This is a genomic window from Novosphingobium sp. 11B, from assembly GCF_054589055.1.
This window is the reverse complement of sequence record NZ_BAAILP010000247.1, coordinates 12,176-35,143: the sequence shown is the minus strand read 5'-3', so window position 1 is coordinate 35,143 and position 22,968 is coordinate 12,176. Positions and strand designations below refer to the sequence as shown.

The window sequence follows — 22,968 nt, the reverse complement described above, 5'->3', positions numbered from 1 at the left end:
GGCGAAAGCAGGTTGAGCCGCCGCGCTGCCGGCGCTGTGGGGTGGAGCATCGTCCGCTTCGGTGGCGATCAGGTGTTCGCTTTCGTCATTTTCGCGGCGCTGGCGCATCGATTGGATCCGGCGACCTTTGGTGTATTCATCGTCGGTCTTGCCGTGGCGGAAGTGGGCAAGATCATCGCGCAAGGCGGGTTGGTGAGCAGTCTCTACCGTGCTCCGGAGATTACCGCGCGTCTCGCCGACACGGTGTTCTGGGGCAACCTGGGCATGGCGCTGCTGGTCGCGATCACCTGTGTGGTGCTGCGCCATCCGTTGGCCGAGGCGATGGGCAGTCCCTCGGCGGCGCCGGTCGTGGCGGCGCTTGGATGCGTGGTGCCGGTTTCTGCAGCAGGGGCCTCGCACATGAGCCGCACGCTTCGCGCCTTCGGCCATCGCGCGCTGGCGATCCGTTCGCTTGGCGCGGGTGTGATCGGGGGCACGCTCGCCCTGCTGGCAGCAAAGGCGGGTTGGGGAGTCTGGGCGCTGGTGGCGCAGCGTTTTGCAAGCGAGACGATAGGCACCCTCGTCGCCTGGCACGCATTTCGCTGGAAGCCGGGTCTGCAGTTTTCCTGGACGACGCTGCGGGCGCAATGGCGACTGGGAGCGGGCGTCGCCGGCTCGCAATTGCTGCTGGTGGCGCTCAACCGCACGCAGGACATGATCCTGGGCCACAGTATCGGGCCGGCGGCCGTAGGCGTCTACCGTACGGCATGGAAGTCGATCGAGGTCGTCGCGCAAGGGGTGATCAGCCCGTTCGCCAGCGTAGCCGTGCCGACGCTGGCGAAGTTGCAGCATGACTTGCCCGTGTTTCGGCGCGGCTACGTACGAATGGTCTCGGCGACCGCGACAATCGCCTTTCCCGCGATAGCCGGGATCGGTGTGCTGGCCGATGCGCTGATACCTTTGCTGTTCGGTCCGCAATGGGTGCAAAGCGTGCCGGTTGCGAGGGTTCTGTGCCTGCTGGCCCCGCCGTTTGCGCTCAATTTCTTCGCCGATCCGGCACTGACGGTCCTCGGCAAGGCGGGCGTCATGGCCAGGTTGGCGGGAATCCAGCTTGTCCTGACCGTGTTGTTCTGCCTCGCTGCCGCCCCATACGGGCTGGTCTGGTTCGCGGCGGCATATGTCTTGCGGGCCTATGTCACGCTGGCGCTGCAACTCGGGCTGCTGCAGCGGGCGACCGGAGTGCGCGCGATCGAGGTGCTTGCTGGCATAGCCCCGCCCTTGGGTGCGGCGGTGGTCATGGCGATCGTCGTGTGGGGTACTGGCGATACCATGCCGGTCGATGGCGGACCCAGGAGTCTCCCGGCCCTTGCTCGCATGGTGTTTCTGGTGACGCAGGGAGTGCTCGTCTATGTAGGCGTGCTGCTGGCCCTGATGGGCCGTTCACGCCGGATGGAACTGGCGACCTTCCTGCGCGGCCTCAGGCCTGCGAGGCGAACGTCCTGATTGATTCAGGCCGCACCGACACGGGAAAGCGGCTGATCCGCGCGCGCTGCAACCCTCGACCTGTCGCCGCGACCGGCGCGCAGCGCGATGGCGCTCCCGGAAAGGACGGCGAAAGTAAGCCCGGGATCGCAGCTTGGAGAAGACACCGAAGCCACGCCCACCCCCACGAGCACCGACCACGCGGCAGCCGCGCCGACATCGCGGTCTCGGTCGCAACTGCGGCTCCAGGTCGATGCGGCGAGCGGGGCAAAGGCGCGGACCACATGCAGCACGAATGTACAGGCGCCGATGATGCCGGTCGAGCCGAGGATCGCGGTGATGAGGCTCGACGAGCGGAACGAACCCGGTCCGATGCCCACCCCGTGCGAGCCGACGAACGCGGTCAGGCCCTGTCCCGCCCAGAACAACCGCTGCCGACCGGAAAAGGAATCGGCCTTGTCCAGCGTCATGTGCTCCAGAAGTCGTTGCATCGATGCGGCGAGCGCGGGTTCCAGCACCAGCAAGGCGCTGACCGCGATGATCGCCGCAAGGCCCGCGAGAGACAGCCATGCAAGCCGGTCAGGAGGCAGTAGGTGCGGCGTTGTCGCGATGCGCAGCACCATGACGGCAGCGAATAGCGCCAATCCGACGTAGGCCGTCGATGACGTGCTGGTGATCAGCGCGATGCCGAGCAGCAGCGCGGCCGGGCCGTTCCATCGGGGATCGACGTGGCGCAGCCAGCATTCGAAGGTGAACACGAACCAGACGACGGCAAAGCTCGCGAAGGAGGATGCCTCGGGCCACAGACCGTTCATGCGCACGAAGCCGCCCCATTCATGATCGAGCTGGGCGTAGTTGCCGTTGCGGAAGAAGTGGAAGAGGGCCTCTGCCGGGGTTCCGCGCAGCGCCACCCCGGCGAAACCCGAAAGGGCGTGCGCGATACCGATCAGCGCACCAATCCGGGCCAGCGTTCGCCCGCCGTTCGGTCGGTGCCGCAATACCGCACAAGCCGCCAATGCCATCATCATCGTGCCCGTCATGTATGCGGCGGTCGTCAGGTTCTGGGTCGTGAAACGCAGGGGTTCTGCGGCAAGAATCCGGGCGAGCTGGGTGCCGTAGCGGGCGCGGATCTGGCCTCGCAGCGGGGTTACGTCGATCTCTCCGGCGAAGATGCGCGGCAGCACCAGGGCGGCGAGGACCCCGTAGGCGACGAAGACGATCAGCCAGGTGTTGCCGCGCACCGCGGCGGCCAGATTGGCACCGCTCACGCCTCCCGGGGCCAGGCAGCGCAGCAACAGGAATCCCAGCGCGAAGTGTGCCGGCGAGATCGACGAGCCCCCCAGCGCCGTAAGGTTGAGGGCCGCCGAGCCGCCGAGCAATGTCGCCCCCATCACCAGCGCGAACAGCGCGCGCACGGTTCCGAAGGCGAACAGCGCCAGCGCGACGAACAGTTCGATCGTTCCGATGACGGTCAGTTCCATGCCCGTGTTTCCGTCAGATCAACGATCGCAGGATGCCGGCGTCGAATGCGGCGGGCGCGAACCGGCGTGCCTGGATCATGGCGAGTTCCGGGTCGAAGGACGGCAACCAGTCCTCGAACCGGGATACCGCTTCGCTCAAGGAATCGACGGTCTGTCGGTCGAAAAACAGGCCGGTCTGGCGATCGACGACGGTGTCGAGCGCGCCGCCCTTGCCGAAGGCCAGCACCGGCCGGCCCGAAGCCATCACTTCGACCGGGACGATCCCGAAATCCTCCTCGGCCGTGAAGACGAAGCCGCGGCAGCGGGCGTAGTGTCGGCGCAGGCTGGCGAAGTCGAGGCGGGGGATTATCGTCACGGCAGGGCCTGCCATTCGCCGCAGGCTTGCCGCCATCGGCCCGTCACCCACCACGGTCAATGGCAGGCCCAGGCGGTTGAAAGCCTCGACCGCAAGGTCCGGGCGCTTGTAGGGCACCAGTTGCCCGACCCACAGGTAGCTATCGTCGATCTCGTGGGAGGCGGCGAAAAGGTCTACGTCGACCGGCGGATGGACGACCGTGGAAGGCATCCGCCAGGCGCGTTCGATACGGCGCTGGATGAAATGCGAATTGGCGACGTAGCGATCGACGCGCGATGCCGATGCCACGTCCCAGGTACGCAGGCGATGGAACAGGAACGGCATCACCGCGCGGTTCAGCGGCCCCGTCCCTTCGCGGTACTGGTGGTAGTGGTCCCACAAGTAGCGCATCGGCGAATGGACATAGCACAAATGCATGGCGTCGGGATCGGTGATCACGCCTTTCGCCGGGCCGCTCTCGCTGCTGATGACCAGATCGTAGCCCCGCAGGTCCAGTTCCTCGAGCGCCATGGGCATGAGCGGCAGGTATTTCTGGTAGTGCCTGCGTGCTCCGGGCAGCTTCTGGATGAAGCTGGTGGTCACTTTGCGCCCGGCGATGGTGCGGGAGACGCGCGCCGGATCGTAGACGTGGGTAAAAATGTCGGCTTCGGGGAAAAGCCGCAGCAATCGCTCGATCACCCGCTCGCCGCCGCGCATCGTGACCAGCCAGTAATGCACGATCGCCACCTTGCGGAAGCGCTGGCGAACGTGGTCGAGAAGGCCGTCGTCGCCGTCTTCCGGGACCGGTCGCAGGTTAAGCATAGTAGTCCTTGTACGCCTTGTAGAACGCGTTCTCATCGAGGCCGAAGGCGGCCTGCTTGCGTACGTCCACGCGGGTGAGGATGGCGCCGGCGAGGCCGACCGCGCCTTCCGGGAGCAGCCTCAGCAGCGACCGGATCGCGGCTTCCGGGGTACGGCGCCAGCGCGCGGCGATGACTGCCGCGTCGGCCTTGCCCAGCAGCAGTCGGGCATCGGCCATCGGCAGCACCGGCGCGGTGTCCATGATGACGGCGTCGAATCCCTGTCCCGCAGCGGCCAGCAGCGCATCCATGGCAGGACCCGTGAGCAGCGCGTGGTCTTCCTCGCGTGCGGCGCTGAGAGGCAGGATCGAAAGCCCGGTGCGCGGGTCGATGACGATCGCGTCCTCCAGCCTGGCATTGCCGCGCAGCACCTCCAGAAGGCCGATTTCGCGGGTGCCGCCGATCCATCGGCTGACCCCGCGGCGCCGCACGTCGCAGTCGATCAGGAGTATCGCATCGGAGGCCCCGGCCATCGACCGGGCTAGACACAGGGCCACGGTGGTCTTGCCCTCTGCGGGAAGGGCCGACGTCACTGCAATGATCCTGGGACTTTCGACAGCGAAGGCGATCGAGGCGCGCAGGTTGCGAAACGCCTCCGCAAAAGCGGAGCGCGGCTGTTCGACCACCGCATCGACCGGATCACCGCGCGCCTTGCGGCTGGCGACGGAACCAAGTTCGGGGATCGAGCACAAGTAGCGCAAGCCGAGGCGTCGTTCGATCTCCTCGCCGGTCGTGAATCCGCTGAACATCAGTTCCGCTGCGATGGCGCAGGCAAGGCCCAGACCCAGACCGACGGCACCGGCCAGTACCATGTTGAGCAGGATATCGGGGCGGGCCGGCCTGTCGCTTGGCTGAGCGGGATGGAGCACCCGGGCTTGCGGCTGGCGAATGCCTATGCGGGCGGCGAGTTCCTTGTATCGCCCCAGATAGCTTTCGTAGAGCTGGCGCGACGCCTGCGCGCGTTGCTCAAGGTCCTGCAGATCGACCATCGCCACGTTGTCGCGGCGAAGCGCACCTTCCGATGCACGCAGCGAGCCGGACAGCGAACCAAGGCGCCGCTGTGATACTGCCGCCTTGGCGGAAAGGTTCGAAACCACCCGGCCGATTTCCTCGGCGATTTGGGCATCCACCGAAGCGAGTTGGCTTCGCGCGCGCCGGAGGTCCGGGTGGCGCGGTCCGTACTTGCTGGAAAGAGATGCTATTTCGGCAGCATAGGCGGACTGCTGCTGTCGCAACGAGGCGATCACCGGAGAGCCGAGCGATTCGCCCACATCCTCCCCGCTCGATCCCGAGCCGAGTTGCTGGCGGGCGGTCGCCAGGCGAGCAGCGTCTTCGGCTGCCTGCGCCCGTGCCGAGGTGACCTCCTGGTTGTAGGCCGAGATTTCCTGCTCGGTCAGCGAGCGGTCGCTGGTGCTTGGCAGGTCGTGCGCGAGGCGATAGTGCGAGAGGACGGCGGCGTCGGCGGAGGCCTGCGTGCTTGCCTTGGCCATGCGCGCGCCGATCTCGCGTAAGGCGCGGGTGTCTGCGGCTTCCTTCTCGGTCACGCCGCCTTCGGTGTACTGGGCGGCGAAGGCGTTGGCGATCCGCGCGGCTTCCTGCGCATCTTCGCTCTCGAAGCTGACGGAAAGCGTGTAGGTTGCACCCGAGCGGAAGGCGGATACGCCGCCCGCGACATAGTCGATCGCTGCCTGCCGCGCTTGCGCAGCAGTGCGGTCGTCCCTGGCGAAGCGGCGGGGAAGGGCAAGTCGATCGACGACCGCGGCGACGTTGTCGCTTGATGTGATCACTTCGACTTGCGTGTCTATCCAGGTCTCGCCCATGCCTCCCTGGGCCGCGAGGCGATCCTCGTCGGTCAGCGGGGCGATGGGCTCCACTTTGGGGTCCAGCGTAATCTCGGCGGTCGCGAGGTAAGTGGGGGTCCGCGTCGCGGTAAGGGCGAAACCGGAGGCCAGGGATGCGAGAAGCATTCCGAGCATGATGGGCCAGCGGCGGCGAAGGAATGCGATCAGGATGCCGGGATCGATCCGGTCCGGGGTTTCGGCGGCGCCCGGCCGAACCGGCGGAACGATGACCCCCGGCGGGGGCGCAAGAACGATAGGTTGATTCACTCTGATGCCACCCCTGTTTTCCGTGCCACATCATCGGCCCGTCGGAATCGGGTGCAGTTTCGGCTTTTTTGTTTGAGTGGCGCAAGTATATGTCGGAAGTTTACAAAAATGTAACGATTTCAGTTTTGAAATATTCAACAATTATTCTACAAAATTGCCGAATATTTTGAATTTCATTTTTGTAATTGGAGTATTCCATCGCGCGGGGGTCTGATCGCCACACGATGTGCGACGCACGGGGAAGGAGATTCGGGCACGTGATGAGGATCTGTAATCCGTACCGCCGCATGATCGATATAGCGGCAATCTGCGGCGCGGCGCTGTCGATACAGGGTTGCGCCGCAACGGGCACAGCGCCGCTGAGCGCCGCCGAAGCGCGCTTGGGGCTCGATACCTATCGTCTCGGCGCGGGCGACAAGCTGCGCGTGACGGTCTACAACGAACCCAATCTTTCGGGTGAATATGCCGTGTCCAGCGCGGGCAAGATCGCGTTTCCGCTGGTCGGCATGGTCGATGCGGCCGGGCAGACAGTGGAAGACCTGTCGCACGCCCTTACCCTCCGCATTGCGGACGGCTACATGACAGATCCGAAAGTCAGCGTCGAAGTTCTCAACTATCGACCGTATTATATTCTGGGAGAAGTCCAGAAGCCGGGGCAATATCCTTACGTTGCCGGCATGTCGATCGAACAGGCGGTGGCGGCTGCGGGCGGGTTCAGCTACCGCGCCAATGCGGGGCGGGTGAACCTTCGCCGAATGCCCGGCGCGGCGGAGAAGTCGGTCCAAATCAATGCCGGACAGATCGTCGTGGTCATGCCGGGCGATACGATACGCGTTCTTGAGCGTTACTTCTGACCATTTCGACGGGTCCTTCGGGTAAGCAAAGACAAAAACAAGTGTTCAATTGTTGCGGGCTCGGCCGGAATGGCCGGGCTCGCACGATTTTGGGTTGTTTAGTTCAGAGGCGGATCACCCTGTCTGCCAGCGCCACGCTGGCCGGCCGGTGCGTGATGAGCAGTACCGTGCGTCCATGGAGAATCCGGGCGCATGTTTCAACGAAGCGCTCTTCGCCTTCCGGATCGTACATCGACGTCGCTTCGTCGAGGATCACGATCGGGGCGTCCTTCAACAGCGCGCGGGCAAGCGCAATGCGCTGGCCCTGGCCGCCGGACAGGCGCACTCCGTGATCGCCGATCCCGGTATCGAAGCCTTGCGGCAGCGCCTGGATGAAGTCGTAGGCATCGGCGCGGCGTGCAGCCGCCTCGATTTCGGCCGCACTCGCTCCGTGGCGGCCGAAGGCGATGTTCTCGCGCACGGTGCCGCTGACAAGTTCGGGGCGCTGCGGTACGAGGGCGATCTGGCGGCGCAGGGTTTCCACTGCAACGCCGGTGATGTCGTGGCCGTCGAGCATGATGCGGCCGGAGCGGCAATCGTACAGCCGCAGCAACAGGGCGACGAGCGTAGTTTTGCCGATGCCGTTCCCGCCGAGGATGGCCACTTTCTCGCCCGGTGCGATGGTGAGGTCGAAGCCGCTCAACACCGGCGGTCGGCCGGGATAGGCGAAATCGACTCCTTCGAAGCGGATTTCTCCATTCAGGCGGGGGAGGCGCGCGGCCGGGGCATAGCCGGGTTCGGCGCCGGCCGCGAGTACCTGGGCCATGCGCGCGAGGATGCCGCGTGTCACCTGCACCTGGCTCCAGCTTTCGGCCAGAGCGGCCACGGGCCGGGTAAGCAGGGCGGCGTAAAACAGGAAGGAGAACAGTTCCTGCGTGGCAAGGCGGCCTCGATGAACGTGATCGCCGACCATCAGCAACAGCGCCAGCGCGGCCAGCGCGGCCACGAGCGTGCCCACCGGCTCCACCAGCGCTTCCATCCGGTTGAGGCGTACCGACACGCGGCGGGCGGCATCTACCCGCCGGCGATACCGGGCATGTTCCGGTTCTTCGCGCGTGAACGTCTTGATGGCGGCGATCACGCCGAGATTGTCCTCGGCGAGAGCGAGGACACGGGCTTCCGCTTCCTGTTCGCGTGCCCCCAGATCCCGAAGACGGCGGCCGACCAGCTTGAGGAGGATGACGTAAGTGGGCACCAGCACCGGCACCAGCAGGGCAAGGGCAGGGTCGATCCGCAGCATCAGCAATGCGGCGCCTGCGGCAGTCACCAGCAGGGGCGGTATCGCGACCAGCGTACCGGTAAGAAAATGGCCGAGATGGGCGACCTCGCTGGTGATCAGAGCAAGCACGTCGCCGTGCCGGTGCGCGACGTGCCAGCTCATCGGCAACCTTTGGAGATGCGCATAGAGACTTGAGCGCAAGTCGGCGAGAATGCGCGCAGCCGTTTCGCCCGATACGATCTGCACTACCGCCCCCAGCGCGGCGGATGCCACGATCGCTCCGACCAGCAGGGCGACGAGCCGCACGGTCCCGGTCGAGCCGGCTTCCACGAGATGTCCAGCAAGGGTTCCCGCGAGCCAGGGGATGGTAAGGGTCGTTCCCGAGCCCGCCAGGGTCAGTGCCGCGACAAGCGCCAGAGCGCGGGCATGCGGCCGCGCGAGGGCAAGGATCAGGCGAATCTGCGTCGGGCCATCGGCATCCGGCGCGGGTTGGGGGGCTTCTTCGATGGAACGGTGGGCCGTGTACATGCGCTTCAACTGGCGGCGAGCAGGCGTTGGAGCGCCGGGCCTTCCGGCAGGCACTGCGCTTGGTCCGCCCGGTGGAAGCGCGCGCAGTCCCAGTAGGCACCTTCGCTGCCGCCGCGGCGCACGTAGAGGAAGCCGACGTCCTGCGCTATCCGCCCGGCGACGCGGCAATCTGCGGAACGCCCGCAAAGCGAGAGCGCCTTGAGCGCGAACGTTCCGGTGGCAGCCTGGGGGTCGAGGACAAAGTCCAGCGCAGCCGGGATTGCAAGCGGCAGCGGCCGCGCAAGGGCCGGCAGGAGGCCGATATCGGCCGGACGTTCCGCGGCAGGTGCGGGTGACCCCGAAGCCGCGGCCATGGCAGGGATGCGCGGCTCGATTGTTGCTGGAGGCGTACGGCGCATGGCGGCGGGAGAGCCCCAGTAGCCCGGCCACCGATAGAACAGATGGACGCCTTGGCGGGCCAGCTTGACCATTCCGTCGCGCCAACGGGGCACCACGTAGTCCGCGTGGTAGTGCGTCGCGAGGCCGACGTGCGGCTCGACGGCACCCGTCAGGGCTGCCTGTGCGATGGCGCGCGCGCGAACGAGGGCGGCGGGCGGCGAAACGCGGCCAAGCGCGCCGTCGCAGGTGAAGGTGAACTGGCAACCCGTCTTCCGCTCCGATCCCTGGAAGACGACCGCACAGACACTGTCCGGAAACGCGGGATGGCGCACGCGGTTGAGCACGACCTGGACGACGGCGCGTTCGCCGGCGGGATCGTCGCCCGCTTCGTGGAACGCTGCCACAGCGAGGCAATCGCGAGCGCGGAGGCGGGATTCGTCGTCACCGGCAAAAGTGAAGGGCCGCGCTGCCAGCGGGGACGGGTCCGCTATCGGCACGCGGTCGTTGGATGTCCGCGCGTCCTCGGCGGAAAGTGCGGGCTGCGGCCTTGCATCCGGCGGCAGAGGCCGGGGCGCGCTGACGGCGGCATTCGTGATTGCCGGGCGGGGCATCGGTTCGGGCGAGAAGGGCGATCGAGCGATAGCGAGGATCGCGATGGCCAGCGCCGCCGCGATCGCCATCCTCCACGCCAGCGACCCGTTCTGCGTCGCCTTGCCGGGGATTGCCGAGGAGGTCACAGCGTGTACCTGACGGACACCGACATGCGCCTGCGATCGAATTCGCGGCCTCCGGTGCCGTCGCTGCGGGTGCGCTGGAGCCCTGCCTGCGCCGCGAGCCGCAACTTGCGGCCAAGCAGCCAGTCGGCGCCCAGGCTACCGGAAAGGTCGGTCTGGTTGCGCGGGGTGCCCGCATACTCGCTGACCGTGCGGTCGAGGCGCCCCCACAGGATCAGGTTGCGGCGGGTTTCATAGTCGAGACGAATGCCGTAGCGGCTTTGCCGAATGCCGGCGACGCCGACGAGTGGCGAGCGCTGGATCGACCGGCGTGCTTCCAGCGCCCAGGTCATCAGACGGGTGGGGCTCCATTCCACGCCGGCGCTGAAGTCCAGTCCCTTGATACGCGGGAAGGCCGGGTCGTCGTAGCGTTGATCCTGGTAGCCGATCGCGGCGCGGCCGCGGACCAGACGCGTGACCCCGAAACCAAGCCCGCCGCGCAGCGACCAGCCGCTGGAACTGCGGTCGAATGCGCCGGTATCGCCGGGGTAGCGGGCCTGATTGTAGCTGCCCTCGATGAAAGTAGCCACGCCGGGTGCGATGGCATAGCCCGCGCTGGCCCCGGCATTCCAGGTGCGATAGTCGCGGTCGCCAGGAGCGATCTGGGCGCCGCCCGCGCGATAGGCTGCGTAATGGTAGCCGTCGAGCCCGGCCCGAGCGCCCAGGATCAGGCGTCCTGCCGTGTGCTCGACATCAAGGCCGAGTTCCAGCGCGTTGTAGGCGATGCGCGGGCCGCGCAAGGTGGTGTCGCCGATCGAGCCGCGCGGTTCGAAGGCGCGGGAATATCCCGCCCTCGCCGCAAGCCGTGTCAGGGTGCCGAGATCGAGGCGCCCGCCAAATCGTGCATCGTAGGTTTCGGCATCTTCGTTGGGCTGCGAAAACCCGCGGACCAGCGCCGCATCGCCATCCAGGGAGACGGCGTGGCGGCTCCAGGTGGAATGGGCCGAGAGGCGGGTGCTCAGGGTCGCGAGGGCATCCCCGGTCTTGTCGTTGCGGGCCGCATAGATGTTGTCGTCATAGGCGATGCGAGCTTCGGTCGAGACCAGTGCTTCGAAGCTGCCGAAGCGGACGGGCACCGGATCGAGTTCGGGGCGCGCTCGCTTCTGGACGGAGATCGCCGCGTCGCTTGCCGAGGCGTCCTGCGCGTGCGCACCCTGCGCGGCGCAAGCGCCGATCAGGCCCAGAAGGCATGGCACCAGCGCCGGTTCCGATCCGGACCGACGCATTTCCTTTGCCGCTCTTCGCCTCAAGGTCGCCCGCGCTTCAAGATTCGTGCCCCCGTGAGGGTTAATGCCCTCTTGACGGTGTTTGCGGGCACGGCGCGCGCGCGGCAAATGAACGATTTGTCACGGCATTCGCGCGTCCTCCCCGGCGGGGAGGGGCGCGGGGGTCAGTCGGGCTTCCAGCCGATCTCGACGGCAGCGGCGGACTTGGGGATGTCGGTCAGGGCTTCGTTGACGGTGATCGTCTCGCCCGGGGCGAGACGGTTCTTCGCGGGTACGACTTCCTTGGCATAGACCACGGTTTCACGCCGGTCGCGCAGCACCACCAGCAGCGAGGGCACCTTGCGGGTTTCCGCGCCGATGTTAGTGATCGTGCCGCTCACGCTGAAGAACTCGGTGCCGTCGGGCAGCGGCTTGCGATCCTGGCGGCCGCGCGGAAAGTCCAGCTTGAGGTCGGGCTGGGCCTGGCTGAACGTCGCGCGCGGGATCGGCAGCCAGTCGGGCAGCCCGCCCACGGCGACGGCGACGGCAAGGCCCAGCGTCGCGACGGCGAAGGCGATCGCGGCGAACGTGCCGATCCGCGACCAGTTGCGGCGCGGACGGAACGGGGGCGAAAAGTCGAAGCTCGATGGGCCTTCGTCGGAATAAGGCTTGATCGAGGTGTCGTCGTAGTAGACCGGACCGGGGCGCCGCGAGGGTGCCGGCGGCGGCATCGGTTCGGAGCGCGGGGCCTCGGCAGCCGGTTCCGGGGCGCGGGGAACCACGACGGCGGGGCGCGGCGCCGGTCGTGCTGCAGCCTGAGGGATCGGCTGGGAAACCGGCTCCGGAGCTGGCTGCACGGGCGCGGCATGTACCGGCGACGGGCTGACGGCCGCTTCGGCCTCGACCGGCGCGGCGAAAGCGCCTTCGGTTTCCAGTTCAGCTGGTTCCTGGAACCAGCTGTGCCGGCACTTGGCGCAGCGCACGGTCCGACCTTCCACGCCGATGGCGCTGTCGGGGACAGCGTAGCGCGTGGAACAGGCAGGGCAGGCGATGATCATGATCGCATTCATAAGCACGGCTTGCTCGCGCGCGACAAGCGCCTCGCCTGTGGGTTCGCGCCATGACGCTCTTTTTTCCACATGCATGGATGGCTATAGGCATGAAGGTCGCCCGTTCGGTCCGACTGTGCAACACGATCCTTGACGAGCATGACCAGCGACGGGGAAATCATCCACTTCGACAATGTCGGCCTTCGCTACGGCACCGATCGCGAGGTGCTGAGCGACCTGACGTTCACGCTCTATGCGGGGCGGTTCTATTTCCTCACCGGCGCGAGCGGCGCGGGCAAGACTTCGCTGCTGCGGCTGCTCTACCTTGCGCAGCGGCCCTCGCGCGGAGCGATCCGCATGTTCGGGACCGACGCCATCACTCTTCCGCGTGCCCGGCTCCCTGTGATGCGGCGGCGGATCGGCGTGGTGTTCCAGGACTTTCGCCTGATCGAGCACTTGTCCGCCTTCGACAACGTGGCGCTGCCGCTGCGCGTGGCGGGCCATGCCGAGAAGGACATCGCCGGGCCGGTGCGCGACATCCTCGAATGGGTGGGTCTGACCGACCGTATCGACGCCAGCCCCGCCACGCTTTCGGGCGGCGAGCAGCAGCGCGTTGCCATCGCCCGCGCCGTCATCGCCCGCCCCGCCATGCTGGTGGCGGACGAGCCTACCGGTAACGTCGATCCGGACATGGCTGCCAAGCTGATCCGCCTGTTCGAGATGCTCAACCGGCAGGGCACGACGGTGGTGGTCGCCACCCACGACCTCGACCTGCTGCGCAAGGTGCCCGACAGCCTCATCATGCGGCTGGACAAGGGGCGGCTTTCCGATCCCACCGGCGCGCTGCGCTATCCGCCAAGGAAGCTGACGTGAGGCGCTCGTCGGTTCTGGGTCGATGGTTCACCGCCGGAAGCCGGGTCGAGCTGATCCCGCAGGGACGCATGTCCGGGCCGATGCCCTGGGTCATCGCGATCATGGTGGCGATGACCGCTATCGCCCTCGCGGCCGGGCTGGCGCTTGGCAATGCGGTCTCGGCGGCAAAGGCCGAGATCGACGGCGGCGTCACCGTGCAGATCATCGAGCCGCGGGCTGACGTGCGTGAAGCGCAAGCCGCGCGCGCGGTCGAGGCGATCAAGACGATGCCCGGCGTCGCGGGGCTGCGGCAGGTTCCGCAGGCGGAATTGGACGCGCTGATCGAACCCTGGCTGGGCACCGGCATCGCGGCGGCGACCGGCTCGGCGATCCCAGTTCCGGCGCTTATCGACGTGCGCCTGAACGGCCCTGCGAGCGCGGCGCAACTGGCCGCGATCGCGAAGCGGGTGACGCCGGTGGCGCCGTCTGCCCGGATCGATGCGCAGTCGAACTGGCTGAGGCCGGTGTTCGACGCGATGGTGTCGCTGCAGGTCTTGGCGATGGTGATCGTCGCGCTGCTGGCGGGCGCGCTGGCGGCGGCGGTGCTGCTGGCGGCACGTTCGGCACTGGGCGCGAACCGCGACACGATCGAGATCGTCCACCTGCTCGGCGGCACCGACGCGCAAGTGGCGCGGGTGTTCCAGCGCTCGATCGGCTATGACGCAGCCGGCGGCGGCGCGGTAGGACTCGCGCTGGCGATGGTGGTGATCCTCACCCTTGGGCGACGCTTCGAGGGGCTGGGTGCGGGGCTGGTTGACAGCGGCGCGCTGGTGTGGAGCGACTGGCTGATCCTTGCGGTGGTGCCGGTGCTGGCGACGCTGCTCGCCATGCTGACGGCGCGGCTCACCGTGCTGCACGCCCTGCGAAAGATGCTGTAACCGGCGCAAACCCCTATATAGCTATTCATCTATGTTTCGTCGCTTCACCGCCTCTGTCGTGCTGCTCTGGGCCTTCGGGTTCCTGTGGTTCGCCGTTTCCCTGCCCGGGCCTTTGCCCGCGAGCGTGAAGACCGACGCGATCATCGTCCTCACCGGCAGCCAGGGCCGCATCGAGCATGCGGTCAAGGTGCTGGAGGCGGGCAAAGCGCCGGACATGCTCGTCTCCGGCGTCGATCGGGAGGTGCGTCCCCGCGAATTCGCGCACCAGTTCCGCGTACCCGCGCGCTTGATGCGCTGCTGCGTGACGCTGGGCTACCGGGCCTACGACACCCGCTCCAACGCGGTCGAGGCGGTGCAGTGGGTGACCGAACACAATGCCAAGTCCGTGCGCCTCGTCACGGCAGACTGGCATATGCGCCGCGCCGCGCTGGAAATCGCCCGCGAATTTCCCGACGACGTGCGGCTGGAACTGGACGGCGTGCCTTCGCATCCCAGCCTGAGCACGCTGTTCCTCGAATATCACAAGCTGCTGGCCCGTGCCGCGCTCAACCTCTGGGAAGCCCTGCGATGAATTCCGAAAGGGCGAACCCGCTCGACGTTGTGCGTTCGCTGCTGTTCTATGTCGTGTTCTATCCGGGCACGATCGTGATGGTCACCGCCTGTTTCGTGGGGTCGCTGTTCGGCGAGGAGCCGCTGCGCCGCGCCGTGCGCGGCTGGGGCCTGTTCCATCGCTGGTGCGCCCGCTGGCTGCTCGGAATCCGCCTTGTCATCGAAGGGGAACTGCCGAACGAGGGCGTGCTCGTCGCGATCAAGCACGAGAGCTTCTACGAGGCGATCGACCTGCCCGCGCAGATGCAGCGTCCGGCCCCTTTCCCCAAGGCGGAACTGGCCGAAATCCCCGGCTGGGGATGGGCCTTGCGCCGCTATGGCGCGGTCGTGGTGGAGCGTGGCGAAGGCGCCAAGGCTCTCCGCACCATGGTGTCGAGCGCGCGTGGTCTCGCCGCACAGGGGCGCCCGCTGGCGATCTTCCCCGAAGGTACGCGGGTGAAGACGGGAGAACGGCCGCCGCTGCAGTCTGGCTTCGCCGGGCTCTACAAGCTGTTGGGGCTGCCGGTGGTGCCGGTGGCGGTCGACAGCGGGCGGCTTTACCATCGCCGCTGGAAGAAGCCGGGGACCATCACCCTGCGCGTCGGCGAACGCATCGCTCCCGGCCTCCCGCGAGACGAGGTCGAGGCGCGCGTCCACGCCGCGATCAACGCGCTGAATATCTAGAGTGCCGCGCTGACCCGAACGGTCTGCGAGAGCATTTCCACCTCGCCGAAGCTGGAGAGGAACGAGACGTCCGCCGCGTCGCGCCCGACGCCGATCTTGGCGACGCGGTCGGGCGTCGTCATGCCGGTGGCATCGACGAGGTGCCAGGCGCCGTCGAGGAAGACTTCCGCGATGGCGTGGAAATCCTGCGGCTCGACGCCGATGCCGTAGGCACTTGCGAAGCGGGCCGGGATGGCACTGGCGCGGACCAACGCGATCATCATGTGCGCGTAGTCGCGGCAGACGCCCTTGCGGCTCTGGAACGTGTCGGCGGCAGTGGTGAAGGCGTCGCTGGAGCCCGGTTCGTAAGTCAGCGTGCCAGCGATCCAGTCGCGGATCGCGCCGACGCGCGCGCCGCCCTGCAATCCGGCGAACTCGCTCTCCACGAAGTCGTGGAACGTGTCGGAGGTGCAGTAGCGCGAGGGCATCAGGTAATCGACCGTCTCGCCCGGCAGCCTGTGCGGGGGCACGGCCGGGAGCCCGTCCACGGGGGCGAGAAAGCGATCGACCTCTACCGTGGCCTCGTAGCGGACCGTCAGCGGCGCGGAGGTGCGCAGCCAGATGCGTTCGCCGATGCAGGCCTGCGCGGGAACGCGGGCGAAATGTTCGAGCGGCGGCAGCTCGATGTGAGCGTGCAGAACGCGCTGCTCGGGGATGATCGCCGCCTCGATCTGGAGCAGGACGTCGACGGGGCCGGGCACGGCGTATTCAAGCATGGTTTGGATGGATAGCTGCATGGCGTCGGGCTCTCGAGCAGGAGGTTCGCCCGCTCAAAGCACGAGATGCCCGGTAGCTCCAAGCCCCGATAAACAAAGTGGCCGTCATCCCCGCCTTCGCTGGGATGACGTGCTTTACCGGCCTTCGTGATCCCCGCGGCCGAAGTCCGGCCGCGCGTCGTCCTGGCCTTCCTCGATGATCGAGCGGCGGATCGCGCGCGTGCGAGCGAAGGTATCGAACAACTGCTCGCCGTCGCCGACGCGGATCGCGCGCTGGAGGGCGGTCAGGTCCTCGGTGAAGCGCTGGAGCATCGTCAGCACCGCGTCCTTGTTGGACAGGAATACGTCGCGCCACATCGTCGGGTCGGAAGCGGCGATGCGGGTGAAGTCGCGGAAGCCGCCGGCCGAATACTTGATGACCTCGCTCTGCGTCACGTCTTCCAGATCGGAGGCCGTGCCGACGATGGTGTAGGCGATGAGGTGCGGCAAGTGGCTGGTGACTGCGAGCACGAGATCGTGGTGCTCGGGCGTCATGATCTCGACGTTGGCGCCCAGCGCTTCCCAGAAGCCGACGAGCTGCGAGAGCTTGACCATGTCCACCTTGGCGGGCGGGGTGACGATGCACCAGCGGTTGCGGAACAAGTGCGCGAAGCCTGCGTCCGGCCCCGAGTTCTCGGTGCCGGCGACGGGGTGGGCAGGGATGACGACGTGGTCGGGCAGCGCTTCGCCCAATGCCTTGGCGATGGCCTGCTTGGACGAGCCGACGTCGCTGACCAGTGCGGTCGCGGGCAGGGCGCCGCGCACCTGCTCGGCGGCGATGCCCATCGCGCCCGGCGGCACGCAGAAGATCACGAGATCAGCCTCGCGCACCGCTTCGCTGACGGTGGCGCAGACCTTGTCGACGAGGCCGCGCTCGGCGGCGCGGGCGCGGTGCTCGGGGTTGAGATCGAAGCCGGTGGTGCGTGCCTCGGGCAGGAATTCGCGTACGGCGAGGCCGATCGAGCCGCCCTGCAGGCCCAAGCCGATGATGGCGATGCTGGCAAAGGTCACTTCGCGGCTTCCGCCATTTCGCGCAGGGCATCGGCGATCGCGTCCATGTCCGCGCTCTTGCCGATGGTGATGCGCAGCGCCTGCGGCAGACCTTGCCCCGGCAGCCAGCGTACGATGTAGCCGCGATCCGCGAGGCCATCGAACGCCGCTTCGGCGGTGAGGGCGCCTTCGAACAGGGTCAGCACAAAGTTCGCCTGGCTGGGCAGCGGGCGCAACCCGTGGTTGCCGAGCGCCTCCAGCTTCGCGACGAAACGGGCGCGCTCGTCGCGGTTGTGGACGCGGCTGGCTTCGACGAACGCGGTGTCGGCCAGTGCGGCCTCCGCCATCGCCTGCCCGGTGGAGGAGACGTTGAACGGGCCGCGAATGCGGTTGAGCGTGGCGACGATCCCGGGCGCGCCGGTGCTCCAGCCGATCCGCTCTCCGGCAAGGCCGAAGATCTTGGAGAACGTGCGCGTCACCAGCACGTTGTCATGCACGGCGGCCAGCGCCAGCGCGCCGTCCTCGTCCTCGGGCGCGACATATTCGCCGTAAGCCTGGTCGAGCACCAGCAGCACGTCGGAGGGAAGGGCAGCGTGCAGGCGCGCGATCTCGCCCTTGGGCAGGTAGGAGCCGGTGGGGTTGTTGGGGTTGGCGACGAAGACCACGCGGGTCTTGTCGGTGACCAGTGCCAGCAGCGAATCGACGTCGGTGCCGTAGTCGAGATCGGGCGCGACCACGGGCGTCGCGCCGCAGCGGCGCGCGGCGATGTCGTAGACCGAGAAGCCGTAGCGCACGTAGATCACCTCGTCGCCGAGGCCCGCATAGCCCTGCGCCGCAAGGTTGAGCAGTTCGTCCGAGCCGGTGCCCATCACCACGCGCGCCGGATCGATGCCGTGGCGCGCGCCGATCGCGGTGCGCAAGGCGGTGCTGTCGGGGTCCGGATAGAGCGCGGGCGCGGCGGCCTTCGCGGCCAGCGCGGCCTCGCTGGTGCCCAGCGGGTTCTCGTTGGCGGAGAGCTTGATGAGCGGGCGGCCGTCCTTGCCTTTCGACTTGCCGGGCACATAGGCGTGGATCGCCTCGATCCAGGGCTTGGGAGTCGGGGCTTTCGGAGTGGTGATCGTTTCGCTCATGACGGCCGGCCCCATAACGCACCATGGCGGCTAATGACAGAGCCCGATTGAGCCTCTATTGGGGCTCGGATCATGGCAACCGTGCTCAATCCCCCCATCGAGAACCGCCACCTCGACCTCGACATGCCGCTGCTGCTCGATGGCGGGCAGATGCTGCCCTGCGCGCGCATCGCCTACGAGACCTGCGGCACGCTGAATGCGGCCAAGGACAATGCGATCCTGATCTGCCACGCGCTGACCGGCGACCAGCATGTCGTGTCGAACCACCCCAAGACCGGCAAGCCCGGCTGGTGGGTGCGCATGGTCGGCCCTGGCAAGCCGATCGACACCGACCGTTTCTTCGTGATCTGCGCCAATGTGATCGGCTCGTGCATGGGTTCGACCGGCCCGGCCAGTGACGGCCCGGACGGTACGCCCTGGGGCATGCGCTTCCCGGTCATCACCATCCGCGACATGGTACGGGGGCACATCGCTGTGCTCGATTCTCTGGGGATCGACAGCCTTCACGCGCTTGTCGGCGGATCGATGGGCGGGATGCAGGTGCTCAGCCTTGCCGCCAACTTCCCGGAGCGTACGCGCGCGGTGCTGGTGCTGGCTTCGACTGCGCGGCATTCGGCCCAGAACATCGCATTCCACGAAGTCGGGCGTCAGGCGATCATGGCCGACCCCGAATGGCGCGAGGGCAATTACTATGCCTTCGGCAAGGGGCCGGAAAAGGGCCTCTCCGTCGCCCGCATGGCCGCGCACATCACCTATCTGTCGGAAGCGGGCCTGACCGAGAAGTTCGGCCGCCGCCTGCAGAACCGCGAGGAGAAGACCTTCGGTTTCGACGCGGATTTCCAGATCGAATCGTACCTGCGCTATCAGGGGCTGTCGTTCACCGACCGCTTCGATGCGAACTCGTACCTCTACATTACCCGCGCGATGGACTACTTCGACCTCGCCGAAGAGCACGGCGGCATGCTCGCCAATGCCTTCGCGAAGTCGAAGGCGCGGTATTGCCTCGTCAGCTTCGATACCGACTGGCTTTATCCCACGGCGGAATCGCGCAATGTCGTCCACGCGCTCAACGCGGCGGGCCTGCCGGTGAGCTTCGTTGAGCTTTCCGCACCGTTCGGGCACGACTCGTTCCTGCTCGACGTGCCCGCGCTCGACCGTGTGGTGCAGGGGTTCATCGGATGATCCAGCTTTCCGACGACAAGACCCGCCTCGACGTGGCGCGCGTGCATGGCTGGCTCGCTTCCAGCTACTGGACGCCCGACATCGCGATCGAACAGGTCGAGCGCCAGATCGCGGGCTCGCACTGTCTCGGGGCCTATCACCCCGAACATGGGCAGGTCGGTTTCGCCCGCATGATCACGGATTACGCCAGCTTCGCCTGGCTCGCCGACGTCTGGGTGGATGAGCCTGCACGCGGGGCGGGCCTCGGCCGACGCATGGTGCAGTGGTTCCTCGACCATCCGGACTATCAGACGGTGCGCCGTTTCGCGCTGACCACCGCCGACGCGCACGGTGTCTACGCCGCGCTCGGCTTCAATCCGCTGATGCGGCCCGAGAGGCTGATGGAGCGTCTCTCGCCCGCCTTCGCCGCGCAGTTGCAGGTGGCGTCATGACCCCCGCGATGAAGACCGGCCTGCGCCCGGACCTTGCGATCATCGCCGAGAACGTCGCGCTGGATTCCAGCGTACTCGACGTCGGCTGCGGCGACGGCACCTTGATGCAGGCCCTGCGCGACGGTTCAGGCTGCGCCACGCGCGGCATGGAGATCGACGCGCTGAACGTGGGGGCCTGCGTGGCCAAGGGCCTCTCGGTGATTCAGGGCGATGCCGACAAGGACCTTGCGTTCTATCCCGACAAGTCGGTGGACTACGCGATCCTGTCGCAGACGCTGCAGACGACGATGCGGCCCGACATGGTGCTGGAAGAACTGCTGCGCATCGGCCGCAAGGCCTTCGTCAGCTTCCCGAACTTCGCGCACTGGCGAGTCCGTACCTCGCTGCTGTGGAACGGCCGCATGCCGGTGACGCGCCTGCTGCCGATCGCCTGGTACGAGACGCCCAACATCCATCACCTGACGGTGAACGATTTCCGCGCGCTGCTGCAGGAACGCGGGATCACGGTGGAGGGGCGCTGGTTCCTCTCAGGCGATACCCAGTGCAGCGCGGCGGCGGCGAACTTCCGCGCCGAGCACGCGGTGTTCCTGCTCTCGCGCGGGGGCTGAGCCGCGAGGGTTGCCTTGCTGGGCGAGGCATGATTCTCTCTCGGAACCGGCGGGCCGGGTTGCCCGCGCTCTTCCGGGAGACGACCCTTGCGAATTGACGCCTCGAAAGCCGTCGGAGCCTATGCTGCAGTGATGACGATGGCGACGGTGTGGCTCGGCCTCACCGCCGTTTCGGCGCCTGCCACCAAATTCGACACCATCGACGTCCAGCGCATCAACGTGCGCGAACCCGACGGCACCTTGCGCATGACGATCTCCGGCAAGGCCCGCATTCCCGGCCTGATCCTTGGCGGGGTCGAGCATCCGCACCCGAACCGGCAGGAAGCGGGGATGATCTTCTTCAACGATCAGGGCGACGAGAATGGCGGCCTCGTTTTCGACGGCGGGATGAAGAACGGCGTGCCGACCAACGGCGGCAGCCTGACCTTCGATCGCTACCACCAGGACCAGACGCTGCAGATGGTGAGCACTGAGGAGGGCAAGGCGCGCCGTGTCGGCGTCATCGTCACCGATCGCCCGGACAGGCTGATGGACGTGGCGGCGGGGCGCCGCCTGCGCGACATGGCGCCGGGGCCGGAGCGGGCCCGGCTGCTGGCCGAGGCAGGCTTCGAATCGGCCCGTCGCGTCTGGCTCGGCCGCGATGCGAAGGGTGAGGCATCGCTGGTGCTGAGCGATGCCGAAGGCCGCCCGCGCTTGACGCTGGGCGTGGGCGCGGACGGGACGCCGGGGGTGAGGCTGCTCGATCCCGCAGGCAAGGTCACCCGCGAGATCAGGTGAGCGTCAGTGCGGCCGCGCTTTCAGCAGCGCCAGCCCAAATCCGATGAAGAACACGCCGGTCACCCGGTTGAACGCCTGCTTGATCGCGGGGCGCGTGAGGTAGCCCGCCAGCGAACGGCCGCCCAGCGCATAGGCGCAGTACCATCCGGTTTCGATGACGGCGAAAGTGCTGAGCAGGATTGCGAACTGCGGCACTTTGGGCAGCGCGGGGTCGATGAACTGCGGGAAGAAGGCTGCCGCAAAGAGGATCGCCTTGGGATTGCTGATGGCAATCGTGAAGCCGCCCCGGAACACCGCGAGGCTCGAAGGAGCGGGCGGCAGTTCGCCCTCGGTGGGGTCGAGCGGTGCCACGGGCGAGCGCCAGGACTTCACCCCAAGGTACACCAGATAGGCCACACCGGCATAGCGCAGCACTTCGAACGAACCCGGGAGCGCCAGCAGCAGCGTCGTCAGTCCGGCGGCGGAGGAACCCATCAGCAGGAAGATCGCGCAGAGGCACCCCGCCATCGCGATCGTGCTGCGCCGCGCGCCCATCTCGACGCTGCGCGACAGGACGTGGAGCATGTTCGGCCCCGGCGTACCGGAAACCACGAAGACGGCGGCGACGAAAAGCCACCAGGTATGAAGCGTCACGGTGCGCAGGTCCTTGCACGGGATTGAAGAAGGCGCGGCTTATGCCCGAGGTGCGGACAAGGCAACACCAGTGGCACAAGCTGCAAGATAATCGCCGCCCTTTCGCTTGACCGGAGCCTGCCCGGCTGCGAGGTGCGCCGCCTTCTGCCGGGCGCCTCGCCGCGCCCGCAGCTGACAGACCGGCCAAGGGCGCAGCATCGCCCCCTCCATGCCGAGCCGGTCGTCCATCCCGTGGAGACGATTCCCGACCAGGCCGACGGCCGCGTATCCCATTCGTATTCGGGAGGGCGTCCGGCGACCGTGACCCGAATCGACGAGTATGACATGACCCTGAAGACCACTCCCGCCGCGCACGCGGTGCAGCTTATCGACGCCGTGTTTCCCGGCGACACCAACCACCATGGCACCCTGTTCGGCGGCGTCGCGCTGGCGCACATGGACAAGATCGCCTTCCTCGTCGCCGCCCGCCATGCCCGCGCGCCTTTCGTCACCGCGCGGACCGAGCGCATCGACTTCGAGAACCCCGGCCGCATCGGTGACCTGATCGAGGCGACCGGCCTGATCACTCGCGTCGGCACCCGATCGGTCGATGTCGAAGTGGAACTGGTCGCCGAAAACCCGCTCACCGGCGAGCGCCGCCTTTGCACGCGCGGCCTTTTCGTCCTCGTCGCGCCCAAGGGACCGGATACGAAGCTCCCGTTCCCGCCGCTGCCCGAGCCCGCGCCTTCGGTCGAGACCGGGCGGCTGCACATGGTCGACATGGTGTTCCCGGCGCAGACCAACCACTACGGCTCGCTGTTCGGAGGAGACGCGCTCAAGATGATGGGACGCGCCGCCTTCATCGCGTCGAGCCGCCACATGCGCCGCCCGATGATCATGGGTACGTCCGACCGCATCGACTTCAAATCCCCCATCCGCGAGGGCGAGATGATCGAGCTGATCTCCGAGGTCGTCATGGCAGGCCCCGATTCGGTGCTCATCCGCGTCGAACTCTGGGCCGAGAACCTGATGAACGGCGAACGCCGCCACTCGGCAACCTCGACCTTCACGATGGTCGTGGTGGACCGGGCGG

Annotated in this window: 22 protein-coding genes; 11 read left to right on the top strand and 11 right to left on the bottom strand. The window is 67.3% G+C overall.

From position 1 onward, the window contains the following. The first annotated feature begins 12 nt into the window (after positions 1 to 12). Entirely contained in the window at positions 13 to 1,482 is a 1,470-nt protein-coding gene (locus ACYPYD_RS22110) for a lipopolysaccharide biosynthesis protein (protein ID WP_459665536.1), read from the top strand. Positions 1,483 to 1,487: 5 nt separating this feature from the next. Here ACYPYD_RS22110 and ACYPYD_RS22105 read toward each other — a convergent pair whose 3' ends face one another. The 3 genes from ACYPYD_RS22105 to ACYPYD_RS22095 are packed head-to-tail and all read right to left on the bottom strand — an operon-like array spanning position 1,488 to position 6,103. Beyond that, positions 1,488 to 2,942, bottom strand: a complete 1,455-nt coding sequence (locus ACYPYD_RS22105) for a hypothetical protein (RefSeq protein ID WP_459665534.1) — start codon at positions 2,940 to 2,942, stop codon at positions 1,488 to 1,490. Between the two features lie 13 nt (positions 2,943 to 2,955). Further along, the gene (locus ACYPYD_RS22100; protein ID WP_459665532.1) at positions 2,956 to 4,098 is read right to left on the bottom strand and encodes a glycosyltransferase; all 1,143 of its coding nucleotides are present in this window, start codon (positions 4,096 to 4,098) and stop codon (positions 2,956 to 2,958) included. Beyond that, complete coding sequence (locus tag ACYPYD_RS22095; protein ID WP_459665530.1) at positions 4,091 to 6,103, bottom strand: GumC family protein; 2,013 nt, start codon at positions 6,101 to 6,103, stop codon at positions 4,091 to 4,093. The genes ACYPYD_RS22100 and ACYPYD_RS22095 overlap by 8 nt, the downstream gene beginning before the upstream one ends. 401 nt (positions 6,104 to 6,504) lie before the next feature. On the opposite strand from ACYPYD_RS22095, the gene ACYPYD_RS22090 reads away from it, so the two are divergent. Next, positions 6,505 to 7,098, top strand: a complete 594-nt coding sequence (locus ACYPYD_RS22090) for a polysaccharide biosynthesis/export family protein (RefSeq protein WP_248005737.1) — start codon at positions 6,505 to 6,507, stop codon at positions 7,096 to 7,098. A 103-nt stretch (positions 7,099 to 7,201) separates the two neighbouring features. On the opposite strand, the gene ACYPYD_RS22085 is transcribed toward ACYPYD_RS22090, so the two are convergent. The 4 genes from ACYPYD_RS22085 to ACYPYD_RS22070 all read right to left on the bottom strand — a co-directional run bounded on the left by ACYPYD_RS22085 (position 7,202) and on the right by ACYPYD_RS22070 (position 12,298). Beyond that, positions 7,202 to 8,884, bottom strand: coding sequence for an ABC transporter ATP-binding protein (locus ACYPYD_RS22085; RefSeq protein ID WP_459665529.1), 1,683 nt, complete (start codon positions 8,882 to 8,884; stop codon positions 7,202 to 7,204). 5 nt (positions 8,885 to 8,889) lie between these two features. Next, complete coding sequence (locus ACYPYD_RS22080) at positions 8,890 to 9,999, bottom strand: cell wall hydrolase (RefSeq protein WP_459665527.1); 1,110 nt, start codon at positions 9,997 to 9,999, stop codon at positions 8,890 to 8,892. Then, a complete protein-coding gene (locus ACYPYD_RS22075; protein WP_459665526.1) occupies positions 9,996 to 11,261 on the bottom strand; it encodes an outer membrane beta-barrel protein in 1,266 nt (421 codons plus the stop codon). Before ACYPYD_RS22075 ends, ACYPYD_RS22080 begins: the two co-directional genes overlap by 4 nt. A 164-nt stretch (positions 11,262 to 11,425) precedes the next feature. Continuing rightward, positions 11,426 to 12,298: a zinc-ribbon domain-containing protein gene (locus ACYPYD_RS22070; protein WP_459665525.1), complete on the bottom strand. Its 873-nt coding sequence runs from the start codon at positions 12,296 to 12,298 to the stop codon at positions 11,426 to 11,428. 150 nt (positions 12,299 to 12,448) lie between these two features. On the opposite strand from ACYPYD_RS22070, the gene ftsE reads away from it, so the two are divergent. From ftsE to ACYPYD_RS22050, 4 genes are read left to right on the top strand one after another with little or no spacing between them, the layout of a single operon-like run. After that, positions 12,449 to 13,162 carry a cell division ATP-binding protein FtsE gene (gene ftsE, locus ACYPYD_RS22065; RefSeq protein ID WP_211149623.1) on the top strand — a complete coding sequence of 238 codons (714 nt, stop codon included), beginning with the start codon at positions 12,449 to 12,451 and terminating at the stop codon, positions 13,160 to 13,162. Continuing rightward, positions 13,159 to 14,079 (top strand): cell division protein FtsX, encoded by a 921-nt coding sequence (locus ACYPYD_RS22060; RefSeq protein ID WP_036525963.1) that lies wholly within the window; start codon positions 13,159 to 13,161, stop codon positions 14,077 to 14,079. The genes ftsE and ACYPYD_RS22060 overlap by 4 nt, the downstream gene beginning before the upstream one ends. Before the next feature lie 31 nt (positions 14,080 to 14,110). Next, positions 14,111 to 14,650 (top strand): YdcF family protein, encoded by a 540-nt coding sequence (locus ACYPYD_RS22055; RefSeq protein WP_008829997.1) that lies wholly within the window; start codon positions 14,111 to 14,113, stop codon positions 14,648 to 14,650. Then, positions 14,647 to 15,351: a lysophospholipid acyltransferase family protein gene (locus ACYPYD_RS22050; protein ID WP_008829996.1), complete on the top strand. Its 705-nt coding sequence runs from the start codon at positions 14,647 to 14,649 to the stop codon at positions 15,349 to 15,351. Before ACYPYD_RS22055 ends, ACYPYD_RS22050 begins: the two co-directional genes overlap by 4 nt. Here ACYPYD_RS22050 and ACYPYD_RS22045 read toward each other — a convergent pair. From ACYPYD_RS22045 to ACYPYD_RS22035, 3 genes are all read right to left on the bottom strand, one after another. Continuing rightward, positions 15,348 to 16,127 (bottom strand): transglutaminase-like domain-containing protein, encoded by a 780-nt coding sequence (locus tag ACYPYD_RS22045; protein ID WP_459665523.1) that lies wholly within the window; start codon positions 16,125 to 16,127, stop codon positions 15,348 to 15,350. The genes ACYPYD_RS22050 and ACYPYD_RS22045 overlap by 4 nt on opposite strands. A gap of 114 nt (positions 16,128 to 16,241) precedes the next feature. Further along, entirely contained in the window at positions 16,242 to 17,156 is a 915-nt protein-coding gene (locus tag ACYPYD_RS22040) for a prephenate/arogenate dehydrogenase family protein (RefSeq protein WP_459665521.1), read from the bottom strand. After that, positions 17,153 to 18,280: a pyridoxal phosphate-dependent aminotransferase gene (locus tag ACYPYD_RS22035; RefSeq protein WP_459665519.1), complete on the bottom strand. Its 1,128-nt coding sequence runs from the start codon at positions 18,278 to 18,280 to the stop codon at positions 17,153 to 17,155. The genes ACYPYD_RS22040 and ACYPYD_RS22035 overlap by 4 nt, the downstream gene beginning before the upstream one ends. 57 nt (positions 18,281 to 18,337) lie before the next feature. Between ACYPYD_RS22035 and metX the strand changes: the two genes are divergently transcribed. The 4 genes from metX to ACYPYD_RS22015 all read left to right on the top strand — a co-directional run bounded on the left by metX (position 18,338) and on the right by ACYPYD_RS22015 (position 21,263). Next, positions 18,338 to 19,447, top strand: a complete 1,110-nt coding sequence (metX, locus tag ACYPYD_RS22030) for a homoserine O-acetyltransferase MetX (RefSeq protein ID WP_459665517.1) — start codon at positions 18,338 to 18,340, stop codon at positions 19,445 to 19,447. Then, entirely contained in the window at positions 19,444 to 19,878 is a 435-nt protein-coding gene (locus tag ACYPYD_RS22025) for a GNAT family N-acetyltransferase (RefSeq protein ID WP_459665515.1), read from the top strand. Before metX ends, ACYPYD_RS22025 begins: the two co-directional genes overlap by 4 nt. Next, the gene (metW, locus tag ACYPYD_RS22020) at positions 19,875 to 20,486 is read left to right on the top strand and encodes a methionine biosynthesis protein MetW (RefSeq protein WP_008829326.1); all 612 of its coding nucleotides are present in this window, start codon (positions 19,875 to 19,877) and stop codon (positions 20,484 to 20,486) included. Before ACYPYD_RS22025 ends, metW begins: the two co-directional genes overlap by 4 nt. Positions 20,487 to 20,573: 87 nt before the next feature. Beyond that, positions 20,574 to 21,263, top strand: a complete 690-nt coding sequence (locus tag ACYPYD_RS22015; RefSeq protein ID WP_459665513.1) for a hypothetical protein — start codon at positions 20,574 to 20,576, stop codon at positions 21,261 to 21,263. A 3-nt stretch (positions 21,264 to 21,266) separates the two neighbouring features. Here the strand turns inward: ACYPYD_RS22015 and ACYPYD_RS22010 are convergent, their stop codons facing one another. Next, positions 21,267 to 21,896 carry a LysE family translocator gene (locus ACYPYD_RS22010; protein WP_008829328.1) on the bottom strand — a complete coding sequence of 210 codons (630 nt, stop codon included), beginning with the start codon at positions 21,894 to 21,896 and terminating at the stop codon, positions 21,267 to 21,269. 132 nt (positions 21,897 to 22,028) lie between these two features. Here ACYPYD_RS22010 and ACYPYD_RS22005 point away from each other — a divergent pair. Continuing rightward, positions 22,029 to 22,968, top strand: a 940-nt coding sequence (locus ACYPYD_RS22005; protein WP_459665510.1) for an acyl-CoA thioesterase, incomplete at its 3' end; no start/stop codon positions are given.